Source organism: Psychrobacter sp. PP-21, from assembly GCF_033790785.1.
Lineage (GTDB): Bacteria > Pseudomonadota > Gammaproteobacteria > Pseudomonadales > Moraxellaceae > Psychrobacter.
The window spans coordinates 1-16,530 of record NZ_JAMYEB010000028.1; the positions used below are offsets into that span (position 1 = coordinate 1).

Below are 16,530 nucleotides of genomic sequence, written 5' to 3' on the forward strand. Positions count from 1 at the left end.
CTAAAAAGTGGTCGATGCCAATCCGTAACTGGACGTCTGCTCTGAATCGTTTTATGATTATGTTTGATGACCGTATCAGTAAGCATTTAATCTAAATGGCAGTTACACAGAATCTGGGATGGTCTCGTTTACCGAAACTTGATGTATGTATCTATGAAAATACTCCAATATATAATGGTACACGAATCTTGGCTCTACATTCTCTTTTGGAACAATACGATAAGCTCGCTGATGCAACGCATACTTCCCCTGCGCATAATGGAATACCTTACCTACTCCAGCACCATCTCCAGCAGTAATAATTGCAGTCTCATCAAAATCAAAAGTATTTAACCTTAATGGTTCGCGCCCTCTAGCATAAAAAACGTACTCACCTTCTTCAAGAGCGTCTTGTGTATTGTGACTACCTGTACCTATTACTGCAACTTCTTCCAAGGTCTTCCACTCCACTTCGTCGTCAAACGTCAGCAACTGATCACGATAATAAGCATACTGCTGCTGACGTGCTGTAAGTTCTGCTGTAAGTTCTGCTGTAAGTTCTGCTGTAAGTTCGGTAAATGTGTCTAAAATTCGGACGATTTCGGCTTGGACGTTGAGGGGAGGAATAGGAACTTTTATTTTACGTAAGTTATCGTTATAAAGACGCTTTATAGTTCCACCTTCAGCAACATTCCAGTTCACTATTTGATAAAAGTAGTACAGGTATTTATTTAAAATTTCACTCTCATTATTTTCTATCCAAACAATATTACTATCTTGGAAATATGAATCCTGTCCATCAAATATTACTGTTCGTCCAATTGTGCCGCTTGCAGAAATTAAAACCTCACCAGCTTGGGGGTAACTGTATTTAGTCTTGTACTCCTCAAATAGCTCTCTAGTAATATAAGCATCAGGCTCTTTTCCAAAAGTTCCTATCTTATAAAATGGAACATCTCCCTTACTGGAAGTTTGATGTTTTAAAACTCTTTTACACATACTTACCTTGCCAATATCACCCAAAGCTTCCCACTCAACCTCAACCCCATCAAGTAGCTTCTCCATATAACCTAAGTGACTCATGCCTCAATCTCCGCAACGATTTTATCGATATCAGCACGCAGCTTATCAATCTTAGCAACTGTCATCTTAAGCTCGCTATTTAAAGTTTTAATATCAATAATCTCACGCGTATCTTCTGCCTCTACGTAAGCACTTACCGATAAGTTATAGTCATTTTTAGCAATAGCGCTGTTATCGACACTGGCAGACAAATAATCGGTATCTTCTTTAGTATCAAACAACGTCATGATCTGCTCGATATGCGCATCGGTTAGCACATTGGTATTGGTCTCTGACTTAAACAGCTTACTGGCATCAATAAACTGCGTCTTACCCTCTGTTTTGTGCTTGGATAGCACTAAGATATTAACCGAAATACTGGTTCCAAAGAATAAGTTGGGTGCTAAGGAGATCACCGTCTCGACATAGTTATTATCTACCAAATACTGACGGATCTTTTGTTCAGCACCGCCGCGATAGAATACCCCAGGGAAGCAAACAATAGCGGCGCGGCCCTTACTAGATAAATAGTTCAATGCATGAAGCACAAAAGCAAAGTCCGCCTTTGATTTAGGGGCCAATACACCCGCTGGCGCAAAGCGCTCATCATTAATTAACGTCGGATCATCACTACCAATCCATTTCACTGAATACGGTGGGTTAGAGACAATCGCATCAAAGGGTCTATCCTCCCCAAAATGCGGATCTAGCAGTGTATTACCCAGCTTGATATTAAATTTGTCGTAGTTCACGTTATGTAAAAACATATTCATACGTGCAAGGTTATAGGTGGTGTGGTTAATCTCTTGACCAAAAAAACCCTCTTCAATGATGTGGTTATCAAAGTGCTTTTTAGCTTGCAGCAATAAAGATCCAGAGCCTGCAGCTGGATCGTAGATTTTATTAACCGTCTCTTGTTTGTGCATCGCAATTTGAGCAATCAGTTTAGACACGCTTTGAGGGGTGAAGAACTCACCGCCTGATTTACCCGCATTGGCCGCATAGTTTGAGATCAGATACTCATAAGCATCGCCAAATAGATCAATCTCACTGTCCTCAAACTGATGCAGCTTAAGGCCAGCTACCCCTTTTAGCACCGCCGCTAAACGAGTGTTTTTATCCGCTACTGTATTACCTAATCGGTTACTGGTGGTATCAAAATCAGCAAACAGCCCCTTAATATCAGGCTCAGACGGGTAGCCATTGGCCGAGCTTTCAATCTCTTTAAAAATAGCCGCCAAATCCGTATTCAAGTTTTCATTTCTATGCGCATTATCCGCTACGTTAGCAAACAGCTGACTTGGGTATATGAAATAACCCTTGGTCTTAATCGCATCGTCTTTAATATCAACATTAATCACTTCATCAGGAAGTGCGGCATAATTAACGCTCTCATCACCCGCCTCAATATAACTAGAGAAGTTCTCACTGATAAAGCGGTAGAACAAAGTCCCCAACACATACTGTTTAAAATCCCACCCATCGACTGAACCACGAACCTCGTTTGCAATTTGCCAAATTTGTCGATGCAGTTCCGCACGTTGTTGGGTACTTGTCATGATAAAAAATCCTATAGGAATAATGATGGGGCTAGAAGCCCCTTATGTTTTGTGTAACTTAAATCGTTATTGAGTACGCTTTGATTAAGGGCAATATACCTTAGCACTGCTAACCGTTTTTGGTTCTATTATATGGTGCTGATATAGGAAACAGTGCTTGTTTTGCCATGGGCATTTTCTTTACAGCTTGCTTCTGCGTCTGGCTTAAGAAAACAAGCATCTGATGATACTAGTAAGGTGCACAGCGTTCGACGATATGTGTAATTTTTTGAGTTTTTTATACATATCCTTTTTATAGGTATAGAAAAACGAATTTTTTATACCTATCGCTCAACCAATTTTTCCTCAATCATTTCAGTCAACAACTCAGTCACCGTTTTTCGGCTTTCAAGCGCGTACCGCTTGAGCGCAATGTGTTTATCTTCATCTAAATTAAAATTCACGCGTACCGTCTTTTTGGGACTGTCCGTCACATCTGATAGCGCTAACTGATCCTTAACGTTCTTACTAGGACGACCTGCTGATAAACTCATGACTTACTCCTCACCAAAAAATGTTTGAACCTCACTGACCAATGCGGTTATCTCTTGTATCGCATTGCTATTAGGCGATTCGGTATCAAATACTGTCTTACCAAGGGCAGCACTGTTAGGATAAGCAACACGCTGCATCACTCTGGTCTCTAACACTGGAAGGTTATAATCGAGTAGTGCTGTCGCTACTTCCTTACCTATATTGGTGTTTTGAATAGCACGTGACACGACAAACGCCGCCTTTAGTTTGCCATCCATCATTTCAATACGCTGCTGCACTAAATCAACCAAATCGCTGGTCGCCCAAATATCGTAGGGGCTCGGCTGCACCGGGATCAATATAAAATCTGCGGCTTTAATAGCAGAAATAGCCAGACTAGTAGCTTGCGGCGATCCATCGATCACCACATAATCTTTATCAGAGACGCTTTTTAAATCTTTATCAAGTGTTGGTCTGTCGAGCCCGATCACTGGTACCGGATTGTCTTCATCAACTGCTCTCCAGTCACGCGCACTGCCCTGCTGATCGCTATCTACTAGCAGAACACTATGGCCTTTCAACTGTAAGCCACGAGCCAGATGCGTTGCGATGGTAGTCTTGCCGCTGCCACCTTTTTGATTTAATACCGCGATTACCTTCATAAATACAGATCCCTGTAGCATGCATTGAGTATATAAGTATATAAGTATATAAGTATATAAGTATATAAGTATACCCACTCTCAACTTCGAAAGTGATTGAAAAAAGAAGAGCACCTCACTAATCTATTGTTTTCGACCAAGAATACAATGGAGTTGTGAGATGCCCATAGACGAATTTATCATCAATATCTATTTAATGGTAGAGCAATATTACAAAATAGTCGTCACCAAACCCTTGCGAAGTGCAGGTTACGCGCCAAAGCTAAGTGATCCTGAGGTTATTTGCATGGAGATGGTCGGTGAATTTTTACACCTAGATCAAGACAAACAGATTTGGCAATACTTTACCCAGCATTGGCAAGACTGGTTTCCAGCCATCGGCTCATACCCTAACTTCGCAAAGCACTGCGCCAATCTGTGGCAAGTCAAACAGCAGATACAAGATAACGTCAGTCAAATTGAAGGCCGTGACAACATCCATTTTATGGATGGTTTTCCGATACCCGTCTGTCATTATGGACGCGCTTATCGGCATAAAAACTATCAAGACTTAGCGGCTTTTAGCTACTGTGCGGCTAAGCAAGAGAGATACTATGGCTTTGAGGGACATTTGCTTGTTAACTTATCGGGCATGATTAAAGGCTTTACCTTTGCTCCTGCCAATGTTGATGAAAGAGCGGTTGCCCCAGAAATCACCACTCATATTCATGGGCTACTTGGCGCTGATAAAGGGTATATCAGCCCGAGTCTGACATCGTACTACGACGCTCAAGGAGTAGATTTACAAACGCCACTCAGAGCCAACATGAAAGAGAATAGACCCAAACCTGTGGTAAGACGGCTAATGAAAGCCCGCCGTATCGTTGAAACAGTCATTGGTCAGCTATCAGAACGATTTAATATACAAAGGGTACGAGCAAGAGATTTATGGCATTTGTCTCATCGATTGATTCGTAAGATTCTTTCACACAATCTGTGCTTTGTACTCAACAAAAAACTTGGTAATCCGCCTCTTCAGTTTGAATTGCTTATTTCAAGTTGAGAGCGGGGTATAAGTATATAAGTATATAAGTATATAAGTATATAAGTATATAAGTATATAAGTATATAAGTATATAAGTATATAAGTATAACTAAAAATGTACGTCACATTACTACTAATAGCAATACTTCATAGTAAAAATAGCATCACCTTTTCTAACTAGCGTATATCCATCATGATAGACGTCCTGTATCAAAGACAGCATAACGAACTGCCTACTACCAGGTAAATTACCGCTGTTGAATATCAATTTGAGCTACTAAAAGGAATACGTTAGCCACTCATATTCGTTATAATCTGCTCACCAATCAAAACCACCAATCGTTAATGAGGAAACCACTATGGTGAAGTGTCACTTATCGACCATCATGGGCGAAAGACGCCTTAAAATTGCCGATGTCGCAAGGGATACTGGCATCAATCGTGGCACCATTACTCGCATGTATCATGAAGAAGCCACCCGAGTTGATCTAGATGTCATCGAGTCTTTATGCACGTATCTTAGAATCAATGTTGGTGATTTATATGAAATCATAAATGAGGACAGCAGTGAGTCGCCTGAGTGAACACCTTCGCTCATAAGACATTATAACCTTTAAAAGTATAAAAAGACCTACAGAAGGTTATTTTCTCTTGCAATAGATTAAAATATAGGTATAATTTGACCTGTAGTAAGTCATTTTATCCATTATTTATACACAATAATCTGCAGGAGAATACTAATGAATAACAATCTATCGCGGCTCAACAGCTGCGCTTGGTTTAGTGAACAGACTAAAAATTTAGCCTCTAAGCTGTTATTCAGCTTACAAGTACAGCAAGGCGTACAACTGGCATCATTACTTGGTGTTGACGCTATTCTTTATAATGATGAAGCGATTTATGTCTGGGTGCAACGACAGCTGGATGATGGTCTTATCGTTGACGACTACACTTTAAGCATCCTTGAAACTGCTTTTATAGAGTTGGTCACAGCTTACACTGACCAAGCAGCCTAGTCACTTTAGCTTATATTTACAGACTTCTTGTTTAACAAGAAACAATAACCCTTAAAGCCAGATAAAGTGTCATTATCTGGCTTTTTAATATAGACAAAGATAACGACAATCAAACAAGCCTTTTTTCAGTCTTATATGTTTCAGAAGACGCACTTTTGGGCAATATAGCTCACTATTGCCATACGTCTTTACTCAGTCGGCTTTGCACGCGGCACCCCAGCTATTTTATAATAAACAAAGCCTCTCTCATCTCTCAAAACACTCTTACTGTCTGCTCTAACGCACCAGCTGATTGCATCAGGCTGCTCTTTATTAACATCACAAGCCAAAATAAACTGCGCACTTTGAGCATTATTAAAGGCCTGTTTCCAACCCGTTTCAAGCTCATCGATGCCGCGCTGTAGCTCTGCTTGCTGGTATTTCATCTCTGCAATCTCATCAAAGCTTGGCACATACCAAAATACCAGGGCCACCAAACTTATTATCACAGCCATCGTACCCGCTGCGACAGCGGCTGCAATCCTTTTAATACTCATAGTCTCAATGGACTTATGAATTTTGTCCAAGTCTTTACTAGCTCTACCCTCGACCTGCTCAATCCGCGTTTTGGTGGTGGTCTCAAAGGTCTCAATATCTTCAATAATCTGCTTATGACCAGCTTGGTACTGATTGGTGAATAGGGCTAGATTGTCAGCGCTTGCGCCAAGCTTGTCAGCCACCGCTTGCATGGTACTGATTTGTACCTCTATGCTATCGTTTTTAGCAGTGACGACCGACTCTACAGCCGTATCAATCTGCTGTTTCATATCGGTGATGATGCCCGCTATTTTGTCATCATAACGACGCGGCATCTCATTGTCAGTAAAAGCAGTCACTGCCGCTTGTAGCTGCTTTAACACGAGTTCTTGATACTGGCTCAATGCCTGCGAAGTCGTGCTTGCGCTACTACCTAATTCTTCAATGGCAGAAGACACCTCATTCACCTTGCTATCAATACCGCTAAGCGAACGCTCAAGCCGCCTCGCTACCGCATCATCGGCTCGCTTAATCAGCTCACGCAAGGCCCCAATGACCGGAGTCAATGAAGTCACTAGGTTAACAAGTTGATCGTGTATGTCTTGCTCATTGCTATTGTCTTTATTCATGGGGTACTCATTATTATAATGCCGCCTAAAATGGGCGTGGTGAGGAGTAGCGGCGTGTTTGTGCTTGTTCATGCGCTTGGATGGCGTTCTTCGTTTTTTGCAGGTGATCTGTCACAGTTTGTGTGAGCGTTGCCCCATCTATGGTGATAGCAGGAACGTGCTCAAAGCGCTCATTGATTTTCGTTAACACCTCGACCTTATCTTGATTGTCAGGCAAGCGCTCAAGCTGTTGCCATAGCGTCGTTGCTGCCTTCTGCACCTGCGTTGCAATTTTTTTAGCATCGGTGTCTCGTAAACTTTTTTGTAGTGTCGTAAAGCTGTCAGTGTGTTTTAGAGTAGTGAATATAAATGCTTGTGCGGCAACCGCCTCAGCCGCGTTGATCACTTCGATCGGTGCATCAACGGCCTTAAAATCAAGGGTATTAACGCGGTTACGCACCCGTACCACTAAATTGTCAAATCGATCTCGATATGCTTTGGTCTCATTGATTCGCTGACGCTTAAGAGATGCCTGCTGCCGCCTCTGTTTTAAGGTTTCTCGCCGCCTGATCAAAGCCTCCTCTCGTGCGCGCTCAGCCTCTTTCTTAAGCTTTGCTTGCTCATGCGCTTTGTTGAGCTGATATTGCAGCGCCATAGTACGGCTGCGCCAGTCCTCAAGCCGATCTGCATTCAATTGAGTAGTCTTGGTACTTATGATTTCATCGTATAAATCATCATCTTGCACGATCACCGCCTCACTTTGATCCAGTAAGGCGATACGCTGCTCATAAAACGGTGATAAGCGCTGATAAGTCTTTTTACTGGTATTAATTTGCTGCTTTAACTGTTTGATGTCTTCATTATTGGTGGTCTTAAACGCTTTAACATCAGCGGCCAATGCCGTCAAACGAGTGTCAGCATCCGCGTCTATCTCTACCGCTTTTAACGTACTGAGCGCCTCACGTTCTTTTTCAAGGTACTTAAAGCGCTCAACGTCCAGATCTGCAAATGCAGCAAACTTATGATAAGTATCCATGTTATTGGTGATATCTATCTCTTGTAGATCCGCAAACGCTTGATCCCACTGTAAGGATAAGTCGGATTTTTCAATATCAATCTCATCAAGAGCTTTAAAGCCAGTCGCCAGTTTATTCAGCTTTGCGGCAAAGGGTTTTAGCGTGGCCTTCAACCCTTTGTAGTCAGCAATGACTTCATTATTAAGCGGGATCAGCTTTTCTAGCATCGCTTTATTATTCAGCACTATTTTATCAATCTGTGACAGTTGCTTCTCAAGACTTGTAACGGCGCGGCCTGTTTGTAGGGTATCATCTTGTCTAAACTCCTCAACCAACACTAAAGCCGTCTTTAGTGCCTCACTTTGCTCTTTTGTGCTTATCTGCCTGGCAAGCTCAATCATTTTTTGGCGGGGGTCACTAAAATCCTGTCCCACCTCCTCGGTGAACCGCTGGGTACTCTTAATGTTTTTATCAATGGTAATAATCTGTTTAGACTGGTGCGCTAACTCTTCATGCAGCGCATCAATGGTTGAAAATAAGGCGCTGCGTACCATCTTTTTTTGACTCACAAAGTCGGCTGAGATTGCTAAAAGCTCATCAAGTGCGTGATCATTGGCCGCATCACTATGCGTCTGACTGTTACTTTTAGGGATAGCGGGTTCAAGTTCAACGGCAGGATCTACAAATCGGATATTACTGAGCTCAATTCGCGCAAAGGGTTTACGCTTTTTATAATGTATTGTGACGCCGTTAACCTCTTGTTCATTGCTTTCTAGGTCAATACGTCCCTTGTCGTCGTACTCAATTACTAAACCATTTTTTTCAATGTAAGCATTGATCTCATCAATCGTCTCGTTGTATTCGTGAATCACTGAACGATTGCCTTTGAGAATATCCTTATATAGTGATTTACCCAGTTTCATTTTTGGCAAACGATTGATGCCCAGCTCACGGTAGGATTTCTCACTAATGGTTTTATTCTTAGGCAGTAGCTCATTGGCCATATCCGCCCAAAGGGTGCGTTGATATTTAAGCTCATCGCCGCGTCCGTTTAACCCCTTAGATAACCGCTCCTCCGTTGACCACTGCAACCAATTCTTGCGTGCTGATAAAGCATAACCCTCAACATCCGCTACTATCTCACGGCTTGAGAGTAAAATATGGGCATGAAAGTTACGACTGGTCAGCTCAACCACTTCAACCTCCCCCACATGTTTCTCGTGACTGTGGGGCCGATGAATGGCCACATCGACAAGCACGTTATAGCGATCAGATAAGGTTTGAGCGTAGCGCTCGGCCAGAACTATACGCTGATCCGCGGTGATCCCATCAGGAAACATCACATCAATCTCAGTACCCAATTGCGCGTTTTTACGAGTCTCAATGCGTTCGATATCATTCCAAAAACCCTCACGTGTCACTGCTAGATCCCCAGCAAGAGTTGGCGTTATCAACGCCGTATGCACCACATTTTTCTCAACAACTTGCGTGTATTTAGTACCATCACTGTCCACTAAATTTAAGATTTTGTCTTTAGCTTTACTGGTGTAATCGTGGACGACTCCTGACTGTTCATCAACCAGTTTTGAGCCAGAATTATAAGCCGACTTTGCCACCACGCTATGATTTTTCGCCTTACTAACGGCGCTAACCGACAAATGAAACCCTTTATTATTCATAGCAAAAAAACCGAACATTGAGAGATGATTTTTTGGGGGTTGTAGGGGGTTCGCCCCCTGCCGAACGACGGAGTTTATGTAAAAAAATAGCGCCCCTTGTGGGCCTTTTTTATATAAACTCCTAAGTTCGCTCTTAACAGAGGGTTAAAATACTACTGCGCCCACGAAACGATGTGGTCTTGTGTATTTTACTACCTTGCATCCCTATGTGTACACTGCTAGGATCAACTCTATCATAGTTGGCTAAAAAAAGGATGAGGTAATGTCAGTAATATCAGATGATTTATTCGCAAATAAGATTAAGCAATTACAGGCTCTTAAAAAAGAGATTGATCAGGACAGGCTTGAAGCACATAAAATATTGGGGGAGTGGTTGGCCAACGCATTAGACGATGATGATAATCATGAACTGCAAGCTATTTTTTTAGACGCACACGATAATGAAAAATATGTCCGTTTGAAAAAGCACCGTGAGTTTTTAAAGTCAATTGCTCATAAGATGCAAGGTGAAGCTAAGGAAACACCAAGCAGCTTTACACCACCTAAAAACAGTCAGGACAGTGACCACGGTTCATTGCTTGATATTTATTCATCATCACAGTAGCTACTCGAAATCGCCTAATTGAAGGTACAGCTGGATCGTCTACTAATTAGCGAAAGGTTAGGAGACGGTTATCGGCTGTTTTAAGCGTTTTAAAATGGTTTTAGCTACCATCATATCGGAAAGAGCGTAAAACGCATATAAGAGTATTTTTTATGCGTTTTAGCAATGCTTTAAGATGTGTTTACAGAGGTGTCGATAATGACTATTGAAAATGAAGACGAGTTATCTACAAAAAATGAGACTGATACTGAGAGTATGAAAACAGCGTTGGACAGAATTACAGATGAAGACATTCAAAATATCTTTGACCGTGCTTTTGAAGATCTTCAAAGATCTAAGCTTGATCCGAACCATGCGAACGTGGAATAACATTAAGTAAATGGACAATTGCATTCTGAGCTACTGATCAGTTTTACAAGTGATTGGTCGATCAAATTATCATCTTAAATCCGTCGGTTTTTTGGTTTTTTCCTTATTATTTAAAATAAAAATATATTTTTTACTTTTAAAAACTTTTAAAGACTTTTAGACAGTCTGTAAGCTTTGCTATTAAAGGGTTACGCACTCTATTATGCTACTTTTATCCCGCATTATGCTACTTTTATCCCGCATTATGCTACTTTTATCCCGTTTAAATGCTACTTTTATCCCGCATTATGCTAGTATCTTAAAGTAACTAGCATAATGAGGTTGTCATAATGAATGATGTCGAGCTATACGAAAAAAAATATCCTGAAAAATGGATTGTTATGCAGAATAAAATTACTCAAGCTTTTAGAGAGATGTCTATTGATGAGAAGCGCATCATTATTCTAGCGAGCCCATTGGTTAGGGTTAATAATGCTACTGAAAAAACACCGATAGAGGTTGCGTCTTCTGAATTTGCTAAGCTTAGCGGAATAGATAGAAACTCGGCTTATAAGCAAATGAAATCAGCTAGCAAAAAATTAATGAAGCGTACATTCATTTATGAGGATAAGGATGGTGATGATACAGAGGTTCAATGGCTAATCAGGTCGAAATATGCAGATGGCTATATATCGATGCATTTTACAGATGAGGTAATATACTTACTTCAGGTTTTTGATAAGTTCAACCCTTACACTAAATATTTAAAAGAAGATATCTTAAACCTCAAATTGACTTACTCGTTAGACCTTTACCATCTAGCAAAAAAGTCTGAGGGGAAGGGTGGTTTTTCTATGACTTTAGATCAATATAGGCAAGAACTTGGCACGCCTAAGTCGTATGAGCGCATCAACAATTTGAAAGAGAATGCAGTTGATGGGCCCATAAAAGAAATTAATCAGAAAACCGACATCAAAATCACCTATGAAAACATCAAACGTGGGCGCACAGTTACAGGTTTGACATTCACCGTCAAGGCCAAGCCAACTAAGAAAAAAGGACAGGAGGGCCTAAATCAGAATAATGAGGATAGAGATATCCCACCTCTAACCGTTAAGCAAATTGATCGTTTTGCCCCTTTGTTGGCTAACTACTCACCGTTTGGTAGTTACGCACCATCAGGTAAAAGCACTCAAGAAGTTATTAGTTGGTTACACACTCAATTAAGAGATGAGGCTTTTTTAAAGACCCACAAAAAGCACTTACTGGCGATAGGCTATACGTTCCCTAAGCAGAAATCATAGCAAAGAAAAAAAGAGTAATTGAGCTAGCGTAGCCTATACAAATGGCTTATATTATATGTACATAAATAAGCCAAAAGTGATGTTATGACGACAACTAATTATAATATTAGGCTCGATCAAGAGCTAAAAGAAAATGCTTTTTCGGTATTTGAAAGCTATGGATTAACACCGTCTCAAGCGATCAAATTATTTTTGACCCAAGTGGCGCAAACCAATAAAGTGCCACTATCTTTTGAGTATCAGAAAGTAGCAGCTGTCAGTCAAGATGAATTGCCAATCTATAAAGAGCATACTGATTGAGAGAAAAGATGAGTATTAGATTTGAATGGGATGAACAAAAAAACATCACCAATCAGTGCAAACACCGTTTATCATTTGAGGCAGCTACCCGGGTTTTTTAGATTCTTTATGCCTGCGTCAGCAAGACAGGTATGAAAATGGTGAGGAGCGGTGGCAGGCGCTGGGTACAATAGACGGCATAGCAGTCTTATTAGTAGCCCATACGCAGACAGACATAGATGGTGGCGAGGTTATACGCATTATCTCTGCTAGGCGTGCCACAAAGAGTGAAAGGAGACAGTATGAACAAAGTTAGCTATCACATAGACGAGTTACCGCCACTAACCGCCAAGCAGCAAGCAGATTTAGAGCATTTAGCCACGCTTAGCGATGACGACATTGATCTATCCGACATTCCAGAAGCCACCGACTGGTCAGGTGCTATCCGTGGCAGTATCAGAACGCAAGCGTCCTCTACGGAACCCAGTGTCATCAGCCCAAGCATCCTTGCTAAGTTTAAGGATAGAGCCAAGCAAACAGGTGGTGACTATCAAGAAATGATCAATAATGCGCTAGAAGAGTACTTAACTGATCACTAGCCATAATTTAACGACCATAGCCTCAAGATTACTTGAGGTTTTTTTACATCTTGCATTGTAGTATGTTGTATGTTGTATTATACTATATACATATAATACAACATATCTACTCATACAAAGTTAAGGACAATTATCATGGCCATCACTACCCCACAGATTCATGCCACTGCTGAGCAGCTACAAGAGCAGGGTATTAAGCCTACCCTAGCCGAAGTGCGTAAGGCGCTAGGTGGTGGTTCATTTACGACCATCAGTGAAGCCATGAAGTCTTGGCGTCAGGATAATCAAGAAGAAGAGCAGCTAAGACAGGTTGAGCTGCCAAGTGGCATTGCTGAGCGCTTACAGTCGCTTGGTGCGGATATGTGGCAAACGGCTATTGATATCGCCAATGATCGGTTGGTGAAAGAGCGTGAAGCCCTAGAGAGCATTAAGACCAAGGCACAAGCTGAGACAGACGAGGCGCAAGAGGCGGTTAAGACCCTAGAGAGTGAGCAAGCTGATCTGTTAGGGCAGCTCGATGAGGTCACAGCAACCGCAGAGGCAGCCGCTATCACCGCAGCTCAAGTGACTGCTGAACGTGACACGCTGATACAGACACTCAGTGATACTCAGCACGCGCTTGAGCTTGAACGAGCTAAGACAGATGCAGCCCAAGCTCAACTTGCAGATCTGCGCCATACCCTTGATCAGCAGTCAAAAGAGTTAAATGCCAACCTATCAAAAGTGGCCACGCTTGAAGCCACTGCTAGTAGCGATAAAGCAGAAATTGCACGTCTACAAACAGAACTGACAGTGACTAAGGGTGAGCTAAAGACAGTCACCACTGAACGCAATGAGATAGCGACTGATACGGCAGAAGTCAAAGGAGAGTTAAAGGCCATAGTCGCTGAGCGTAACAAGCTATCAGGACTCAACGATCAGCTGACCCAAACACAGGCTAAGCTTGAAGCTGAGCATAGCGTACTGAATAAGCAGTATAGCGAGCTATCAAGCCATCACCTATCGGAGCAAGAACAAGTGACTCTGTTACAAGATCAACTTAAGAAAGCACAAGATGCTCTGATACTTATTCAAAACAAAGATAATGCTTTGGATGCTGATTAAATAAAAGTATTCGAGGTTTCAGTTTAATTAGAATTTCAAGATAAAGAACAGTTATGAGTGTGAAAGATACTTTGCCCAAGACATAGATCTCGTTCTATTCACACTAAGCTTATGAATCAACCATGACAATATCGACTCACTGAATAAGTGATTGTTGTATATTAACTATTCTAAATTTTTCTCTGGACTCTTATAGTATATAGCCGAGTGGGCTATATACTACTTAAGTTAGCCTAAGTGAATTTATGCTGATTTTGGAGCCTTGAGCAGATTTCAAGGAACACTCACCCTAAAGCGTTTATGAGTAAAAAAATACTCACAAACGCTTTAGTGCATTCCTTGGATTTGATGTGATTAGTCATGCCGACTTCATCGCCCATCGCGTCATCAAGACCGTATCACTGTATCAAGCTACGGTTGTTAAGATTACGGCTGATAGCACCGCCTAGACACGCTCTTAACCGCTACTGTGCTGTCATACGCTAGCAAGGGCCTAAACCCAATATACCGCTACGATATGCACGAGTAACCACTCATTGCGTTGCTCTGATCCTTTGTCTAGTCACCCCTGTAGGGAGCTCACCCTTATGTCAAACGCAGTCGTCGCCGAGGCCTGCCACCCATTTGACGGGTAACAATTACAGAGAGAGCAGCACAAGGAGGTAACGAGCGAACAAGCAGTTTTTAAAATGTATAGTGAATAAGGTTGATATGAAAGCATATTTTGGATAAAATGCACCTACACGGGCATTTAATGCTGTTCAAATAACGCACTGCGTATGCTTATTTGTTCGTTACAGGGTGTTGACGCACACTGTAACCGTTAATTACATTAAAAACTAAATGCCTCTAGGAGTCAACTCCCAGAGGCATTTTTTTGTTTGTCATATAGATTAGGTTTTTAATATCTGATTCTTCGTTAAATTGCTTAGGCTTTTTTTGTCGTCATTTAGCGTAAGCATTTCAATTATTTTGAAGTTAGCAATTAGTACTTAGTACATTCTCACAAGACGTTAAGTTTCTGACAATACTGAGGTAGTTTACTATTAAGACCGCCTTAGTCGTCAGATGCAAGGTTTTACACGCGCTGTTAAGAAGCGGTAAATCATCTTTCTGAGAGAATACGATAATGAAAAGACAAACTTACACTCCTGAGATTAAAGAACGCGCCGTTCGCATGCTGATTGAAGCATTAAACGATTACACCTTTATGTGGTCATGTCATAAAAAGCGCACTAATGAAACTATACTAACCAACATTCAAGACTAAGCTACACATACTAAAGAGCTTGAACATGAGAACAAGAAGCTTACGTAAGCCAGTTAGATTACAGTAAAATCCGCTTTTTTCGCCCAAGGAGAGATAGGACACACAATCAAGTTGTGGCTCAGTTTATTGATAAAAATAAGTGTGTCTACGGTATTAGAGCAATATTGACTGTGCAATATAGAAAATATGCAATAAACTTATTTTCTACCTTTAATAAAATGCAGCAACCTAAACAAGGGTAAATTATGAGTAATTCAGATAACCACAGTCATCAAGCTCCAGACCCTAAAAATATGAATAAAGCTTTTTATATTGGGATTGGTCTAAATTCTGCATTTACGCTCATCGAGTTTATAGTGGGCTATTCAACTAATTCATTAGCTTTAATCGCAGACGCTAGCCACAACTTAAGTGATGTTGCCAGTTTAATAATCTCGTTAATTGGAATGAAATTAGCACAGAAAGCATCTACTACGCTTTATACCTATGGCTACAAAAAAGCTTCTATAATGGCGTCTCTTATTAACGCCATATTGTTAGTTACAATCGTTATAGGTATTGCGTATGAGGCCTTGGGTCGATTTGATACGATACCGGAAGTTGCAGGAAAAGTTATTATTATTACAGCTCTAATAGGTGTATTTATAAATACTGTTTCTGCTTTTGCATTCTACAAAGGTCAAAAAGACGATATTAATATCAAAGGTGCTTTCTTGCATCTAATGGTAGATGCATTGGTCTCTGTAGGTGTCGTTATCTCGGGCATTATTATTTACTATACAAGTTGGAATATCGTTGATCCTCTAGTTAGCTTGATTATTTCAGTCGTTATACTGTTATCGACTTGGGGTCTACTAAAAGAGAGTATCAAGCTTGCTATCGACGGAGTACCTCAAAATGTTGATCTCAGTAAAATCACTGCTATCTTAGAGAGCTATAATTTTATTCAAAACTTTCATCATTTACATATCTGGGCTTTGAGTACCACTGAGAATGCTCTTACAGTTCATATTGTACCGAAGACCGATATAACGTTTGAAGAGACTATTACTATGAAAGAAAACATCAAGGAAGATTTGGCGCATCAGAATATACAACATGCAACTATTGAATTTGGTACTAAGGCAGATGACAATCAAAAATCGCGTGCATTAAATGAAAGTATCAACTAAAAGATGATAGACCGTATATAGCTATCTCTTTTTAAGTATGAGGCGCGTGCCTTATGTCAACATAATTTTTTCAATCAGTTCTTATGTGATCAATAGTTTAAAACTTTTATATTTACGTGCGTTAGGACGTTACCTAGAAAAAATAAAAAACTTACGCTGATTAAATTATTATGATTAAGTTTACTATTACCCTCGTCTTCTAAGTGTGGTTAGACC

16 protein-coding genes and 1 pseudogene are annotated in these 16,530 nt (G+C 40.8%); 11 read left to right on the forward strand and 6 right to left on the reverse strand.

The features are described from left to right. Nucleotides 1-102: 102 nt before the first annotated feature. The 4 genes from NJD71_RS12925 to parA all read right to left on the reverse strand — a co-directional run bounded on the left by NJD71_RS12925 (nt 103) and on the right by parA (nt 3,775). Nucleotides 103-1,062: a restriction endonuclease subunit S gene (locus NJD71_RS12925; RefSeq protein WP_319052344.1), complete on the reverse strand. Its 960-nt coding sequence runs from the start codon at nt 1,060-1,062 to the stop codon at nt 103-105. Then, entirely contained in the window at nt 1,059-2,600 is a 1,542-nt protein-coding gene (locus tag NJD71_RS12930) for a type I restriction-modification system subunit M (protein WP_319052345.1), read from the reverse strand. Before NJD71_RS12930 ends, NJD71_RS12925 begins: the two co-directional genes overlap by 4 nt. Before the next feature lie 323 nt (nt 2,601-2,923). Then, complete coding sequence (locus NJD71_RS12935; protein ID WP_025652656.1) at nt 2,924-3,133, reverse strand: plasmid partition protein ParG; 210 nt, start codon at nt 3,131-3,133, stop codon at nt 2,924-2,926. Nucleotides 3,134-3,136: 3 nt separating this feature from the next. Then, nucleotides 3,137-3,775 carry a ParA family partition ATPase gene (parA, locus tag NJD71_RS12940; protein ID WP_144297958.1) on the reverse strand — a complete coding sequence of 213 codons (639 nt, stop codon included), beginning with the start codon at nt 3,773-3,775 and terminating at the stop codon, nt 3,137-3,139. A 160-nt stretch (nt 3,776-3,935) separates the two neighbouring features. Between parA and NJD71_RS12945 the strand changes: the two genes are divergently transcribed. From NJD71_RS12945 to NJD71_RS12955, 3 genes are all read left to right on the forward strand, one after another. Beyond that, nucleotides 3,936-4,817 (forward strand): IS982 family transposase, encoded by an 882-nt coding sequence (locus NJD71_RS12945; protein ID WP_319052346.1) that lies wholly within the window; start codon nt 3,936-3,938, stop codon nt 4,815-4,817. A 341-nt stretch (nt 4,818-5,158) separates the two neighbouring features. Then, on the forward strand, nt 5,159-5,383 hold the full coding sequence (locus NJD71_RS12950) for a helix-turn-helix domain-containing protein (RefSeq protein ID WP_025652654.1): 225 nt from the start codon (nt 5,159-5,161) through the stop codon (nt 5,381-5,383). A 156-nt stretch (nt 5,384-5,539) separates the two neighbouring features. Next, nucleotides 5,540-5,815: a hypothetical protein gene (locus NJD71_RS12955; protein ID WP_025652653.1), complete on the forward strand. Its 276-nt coding sequence runs from the start codon at nt 5,540-5,542 to the stop codon at nt 5,813-5,815. A 188-nt stretch (nt 5,816-6,003) separates the two neighbouring features. Here NJD71_RS12955 and NJD71_RS12960 read toward each other — a convergent pair whose 3' ends face one another. Together NJD71_RS12960 and NJD71_RS12965 are read right to left on the reverse strand one after the other, a co-directional pair. Next, nucleotides 6,004-6,960 carry a hypothetical protein gene (locus NJD71_RS12960; RefSeq protein WP_101204328.1) on the reverse strand — a complete coding sequence of 319 codons (957 nt, stop codon included), beginning with the start codon at nt 6,958-6,960 and terminating at the stop codon, nt 6,004-6,006. 25 nt (nt 6,961-6,985) lie between these two features. Beyond that, the gene (locus tag NJD71_RS12965; protein WP_157822714.1) at nt 6,986-9,634 is read right to left on the reverse strand and encodes a MobA/MobL family protein; all 2,649 of its coding nucleotides are present in this window, start codon (nt 9,632-9,634) and stop codon (nt 6,986-6,988) included. A 262-nt stretch (nt 9,635-9,896) separates the two neighbouring features. Between NJD71_RS12965 and NJD71_RS12970 the strand changes: the two genes are divergently transcribed. The 8 genes and pseudogenes from NJD71_RS12970 (at nt 9,897) to NJD71_RS13005 (ending at nt 16,314) form a co-directional block, all read left to right on the forward strand. Next, entirely contained in the window at nt 9,897-10,238 is a 342-nt protein-coding gene (locus NJD71_RS12970) for a hypothetical protein (RefSeq protein WP_101204326.1), read from the forward strand. A gap of 198 nt (nt 10,239-10,436) precedes the next feature. After that, nucleotides 10,437-10,607, forward strand: a complete 171-nt coding sequence (locus NJD71_RS12975) for a hypothetical protein (RefSeq protein WP_157822713.1) — start codon at nt 10,437-10,439, stop codon at nt 10,605-10,607. A 329-nt stretch (nt 10,608-10,936) separates the two neighbouring features. Continuing rightward, nucleotides 10,937-11,890, forward strand: a complete 954-nt coding sequence (locus NJD71_RS12980) for a replication initiation protein (protein WP_220455961.1) — start codon at nt 10,937-10,939, stop codon at nt 11,888-11,890. Between the two features lie 84 nt (nt 11,891-11,974). Next, nucleotides 11,975-12,190, forward strand: coding sequence for a type II toxin-antitoxin system RelB/DinJ family antitoxin (locus NJD71_RS12985; protein ID WP_045448298.1), 216 nt, complete (start codon nt 11,975-11,977; stop codon nt 12,188-12,190). Nucleotides 12,191-12,198: 8 nt separating this feature from the next. Next, nucleotides 12,199-12,485 (forward strand): annotated as a pseudogene (locus tag NJD71_RS12990) (BrnT family toxin). Next, complete coding sequence (locus tag NJD71_RS12995) at nt 12,472-12,768, forward strand: hypothetical protein (protein WP_227522864.1); 297 nt, start codon at nt 12,472-12,474, stop codon at nt 12,766-12,768. The pseudogene NJD71_RS12990 and the gene NJD71_RS12995 overlap by 14 nt, the downstream one beginning before the upstream one ends. A 135-nt stretch (nt 12,769-12,903) precedes the next feature. After that, a complete protein-coding gene (locus tag NJD71_RS13000; RefSeq protein WP_101204323.1) occupies nt 12,904-13,872 on the forward strand; it encodes a DNA-binding protein in 969 nt (322 codons plus the stop codon). 1,515 nt (nt 13,873-15,387) lie between these two features. Beyond that, nucleotides 15,388-16,314 (forward strand): cation diffusion facilitator family transporter, encoded by a 927-nt coding sequence (locus tag NJD71_RS13005; RefSeq protein ID WP_058025953.1) that lies wholly within the window; start codon nt 15,388-15,390, stop codon nt 16,312-16,314. Nucleotides 16,315-16,530 lie beyond the last annotated feature (216 nt).